Origin of the sequence: Microvirga tunisiensis, assembly GCF_009296175.1 — a bacterium.
GTDB classification, from domain to species: domain Bacteria; phylum Pseudomonadota; class Alphaproteobacteria; order Rhizobiales; family Beijerinckiaceae; genus Microvirga; species Microvirga tunisiensis.
Genome location: NZ_VOSK01000509.1, coordinates 1 through 3,457 on the forward strand (window position 1 = coordinate 1; position 3,457 = coordinate 3,457).

At 57.6% G+C, this 3,457-nt stretch carries 7 protein-coding genes; 4 read left to right on the forward strand and 3 right to left on the reverse strand.

From position 1 onward, the window contains the following. Positions 1-163: 163 nt before the first annotated feature. The 4 genes from FS320_RS40290 (at position 164) to FS320_RS40305 (ending at position 1,800) form a co-directional block, all read left to right on the forward strand. Positions 164-535 (forward strand): RidA family protein, encoded by a 372-nt coding sequence (locus tag FS320_RS40290; protein ID WP_338105611.1) that lies wholly within the window; start codon positions 164-166, stop codon positions 533-535. 108 nt (positions 536-643) lie between these two features. After that, positions 644-928, forward strand: coding sequence for a hypothetical protein (locus FS320_RS40295; RefSeq protein ID WP_152718089.1), 285 nt, complete (start codon positions 644-646; stop codon positions 926-928). A 96-nt stretch (positions 929-1,024) separates the two neighbouring features. After that, positions 1,025-1,267 (forward strand): RNA chaperone Hfq, encoded by a 243-nt coding sequence (gene hfq / locus FS320_RS49210; RefSeq protein ID WP_162003437.1) that lies wholly within the window; start codon positions 1,025-1,027, stop codon positions 1,265-1,267. A 320-nt stretch (positions 1,268-1,587) separates the two neighbouring features. Further along, a complete protein-coding gene (locus FS320_RS40305; protein ID WP_152718091.1) occupies positions 1,588-1,800 on the forward strand; it encodes a hypothetical protein in 213 nt (70 codons plus the stop codon). 291 nt (positions 1,801-2,091) lie between these two features. Here FS320_RS40305 and FS320_RS50030 read toward each other — a convergent pair whose 3' ends face one another. The 3 genes from FS320_RS50030 to FS320_RS40315 form a co-directional block, all read right to left on the reverse strand. After that, a complete protein-coding gene (locus FS320_RS50030) occupies positions 2,092-2,214 on the reverse strand; it encodes a hypothetical protein (protein WP_274597263.1) in 123 nt (40 codons plus the stop codon). 507 nt (positions 2,215-2,721) lie between these two features. Next, positions 2,722-2,988 (reverse strand): hypothetical protein, encoded by a 267-nt coding sequence (locus tag FS320_RS40310; RefSeq protein ID WP_152718093.1) that lies wholly within the window; start codon positions 2,986-2,988, stop codon positions 2,722-2,724. A 131-nt stretch (positions 2,989-3,119) separates the two neighbouring features. Next, entirely contained in the window at positions 3,120-3,368 is a 249-nt protein-coding gene (locus FS320_RS40315; RefSeq protein ID WP_162003436.1) for a VOC family protein, read from the reverse strand. Positions 3,369-3,457: the final 89 nt, after the last annotated feature.

The window sequence follows — 3,457 nt, forward strand, 5'->3', positions numbered from 1 at the left end:
CCCAACAGCTCCAGCACCAACCGCTTCAGATCGGCGTTCGACAGGCCATCAAGATCCGGGGCCGGTGACATGCAGGGGATTGAATCAGAATTGTCGCTGCGCCGGAACCCCGACCCGCCAGCTCAGCCCGGACTTTTGCCAATGTTACAAAGAGATCATCGAAGTGCCTGTTCTCTCACAGGGTGTTCGAAATGTCGGAGTTCCCCTGTCGCTTGTCACGAAGGCCAATGGCTTTGTCTTCGTGTCCGGGACGCCGCCCTTCGACCTGGAAACGGGCAAGTTCATCCGAGGCGATATCGAGGCTCAGACCGAAGCCTCTCTCAGAGCAGTTCAGCACTGCCTGGAGAGCGCTGGCACCTCGCTCGACAAGGTTGTGATGGTCCGCGTCTACGCCAGCAACGCAGGGTTCTACGCGGTCATCAATCGGGTCTACGCCCGTTTCTTTCCGGAGAACCCGCCCTCGCGCACTTTCGTGCCCGTCGCCTCTTGGCCGATGGAATTTGATATTGAAATCGAATGCGTCGCCGTGGCTTAGGTACAGGCGTCCATGCTTTCGAGATAGCATTTCTCTTAATGATCGGCCTTGTTTCCGCCGCATCCGCCTGTAGCCTGAAAAGACAAGCTTTGAGGCCAACAGTCCCCCATGAAGAAACTCACCCTTGTCGTAGATGAACGAGAGTTGAGTACCCTCCGTGCCGCCCTTCTCCTCCTCCAAGAGCACGTTGATGCGCTCCCGGAGGACCTTGCCGAGATGATAGCCGCACATGGAAAGGCTATGACCGTGTCCGAAGTCGAAGGCCTCAGCGTTCGTCTTCAGGAAATGGCAAGGCCGGTTCGAGACTATGCTGAACGGAAGGTGCTACAAGCGATGAGGCTTGTTGAGGTGGAGCGGGTTCCCGGAATGACGGTTCCCCAAAGCCGAATGTGATCCGTGCCGCGGTGCCCGTCGCGTCGACTGACATCATGCTGCTCTCAACTACGGCAAAGGAGCGCCCCCGTGAGGGGGCTCGAAAGGGGTTCAAACGTGACTGCCCCAAAAACCCCGTCGATTCAGGACGTATTCCTCAAGCATCTGCGCGACAACAAACTTGATGTGACTATGTTTCTCGTCAACGGCATTAAGCTACAAGGCCAAATCAGCCGGTTCGACAATTTCACCGTGATGCTTGTACGGGGGACTGGGACCCAGGTCGTCTTCAAGCATGCCATCTCGGCAATCCATCCAGCAGAGCCGGTCCAACTGATAGACCCAGCTTCATTCGGGTGAGCCAGCCCTCTACCGCGTTAAATGCTGCTCCATTGGTGCTCTACCTGGAAGAGCAGTGTCTCAGAGCGATGAACATCAACGGCGGCTGGTCTGATGCTAAAGCCTTTCTCGCGATACCTGACGGCTGTCGAGGAGCACCTTCCTTCCGAGCACCACCCACTTCTACGCAATGGTCTCTATCTGGCGATCTTGGACTGGTACACGGATGGCATCGAACCCATAGAAGCCGCTGCTCGAATCAGACATGCAGTGACGGGGTAGGTTTGGCAACCGAGCGCTATGATCACCGTTCATCTGATGGATGGGATCTGGAGGTCATCATGACGGGCGTAAAGCGGCCTAACCAGGATACGGGATTAGAGAACCTGAGCGTCAACAGCAGTCGCCGCAGCGGTGTGAAGGAGGACGGCATCGGCAACCCAGCCCATCAGCATGGGAAGCACAATCCAACCGAGAGTGCGAAAGTGCCGGATCAGCAGATACCAGCGGAGCGGTCGCGAGAGATCGACGACACTGAGGGTCACCCGACCTGATCAGCCTCTTGCCGCTGTATACAGGCGGGAGGTCGAGATCGCTTGAGTCCGACCTGCCTCTTTAGGTGCACTCCCTTTGCGCCCGATACGTCCTCCGGTGATTGGATTAAATTACCAGAAAGGCATCGTATTCCTTACCCGTAGGAGGCAAGGGATGGCAGTTCCTCAGGCGGTCAGCTTCCATACTCGTCCACGAGGGGTCGCTTGGACCGGCACTGCGGCCCTCGCAGGGTCTGTCGTCCTGGCCATCGCTCTTCTGGCAACCGTCTGACTGGGTGGTGACCTGAAGCTTCAGGCCCCAAGCCGATGCACCTGACCCACAGTACGGCTCTGCTCCCGGTCGATGCGCGACAGAGCGACTGCAATGTCGCGTGGCAGGGGCTGCTTGATCACCTCGGCATAGACGGATCGCATGTCCTGCGCAATTCGGCGCAACAGTTCAGCGTCAGGGACACTCGGATGCCGCTTGCCAAGGCCGATCTCGCTTCCGATCGCCGCCTCCCAACCATTTGTCTCGCCCAATTGGAAGCAGCGATTCGGCTGAGAAAGAGGCGGTTAGGCGGTCGTTAACCATGATCTTCTTTGCCTGTTGATTGCGGGCACAACTCTTTGTCTGCACGTTGTCGGTGCTTGCAGGACCGGAGTGCAACCGCAGTCTTCTTCGGTCAAACCGACGATGCACGGACACGCTACAAGGTGAGCACCCGATGCGCAGTAGACCTTGGCAGCCGCAATCCTCACAGCCCCAATGACGAACACTCGTCACCATTCAAGGATAAAGCGGAAACGATTTCTCGGCTGGCTCGTGACAAACACCCGACGTTGAGGCACACAGCACGGGACCGTGTTTCCTATGCTCCATCACCCCACCTTGGATATCGTGCGCAAGAAACATTGACCGAAATCCGGGGCTCGACTCGGCTACTCATTTTGCGGCGGCTGTGCGAGCGCAGCGGTTGGGTCGGGTTCCTCAAGCACGCTCGCTTCCGGCGTGAGCACAACGTCTTCCTTCGCTGGCACCTCAACAGTCTTGCAATCCTTCAGAACTGCATTCTGCATTTCGAGGGCAGACGCCTGTTTCAGGCAGTCGTCATAGCTTGGGAACAGCCTCTCCCAAGCCTGAGCGACAGGTTGTTCGGCAGGGTTTGCGCTGCTGAGGACCAAGATCAGAACGTATTTTACGGCCATGGGTGAGACCCTCCGACCTTATGGAGGTTCAACTCGCCAGTGGCGATGCCGTTTACAAACCGAGCCTATAGTATCGACTGTTGTGAACAGGATGAACTTCGAAGCCTTGGTCGCAGTGGTTCGTTCGATGCTCAGGGTTCCCCGTTGGCATCGTTGATTTCGATCCAGTGCCCGTCAGGGTCTTGGAAGTAGATTTGCCGAACCCCGTCTGGCCGAATGGTGATGTCCTTCGGCTGACGGGCGACGCTGACATACGTCACCCCGTGCTGCTCCAGGCGAGCAAGCGCCGCCTTAAAATCGCCGGTCGCCAGGGCCACGTGCGTGGAAAACGGGCGGGATCGCTCTAGATCCTTAGCACAGTGATTTTGACGGTTTGACACCGCCAAGCTCGTGCTGCGGACTTCGCATCTGGTACCGAGGCCCCGTCCAATGGGGATCAATCCACTTGCAGATCCCGCACCGCTTCGAA

Coding starts and splice junctions, on each gene's coding strand:
- FS320_RS40310 (WP_152718093.1), bottom strand. CDS start 2,988: ATGGCCGTAAAATACGTTCTGATCTTGGTCCTCAGCAGCGCAAACCCT.
- FS320_RS40305 (WP_152718091.1), top strand. CDS start 1,588: ATGACGGGCGTAAAGCGGCCTAACCAGGATACGGGATTAGAGAACCTG.
- FS320_RS50030 (WP_274597263.1), bottom strand. CDS start 2,214: ATGCGATCCGTCTATGCCGAGGTGATCAAGCAGCCCCTGCCACGCGAC.
- FS320_RS40295 (WP_152718089.1), top strand. CDS start 644: ATGAAGAAACTCACCCTTGTCGTAGATGAACGAGAGTTGAGTACCCTC.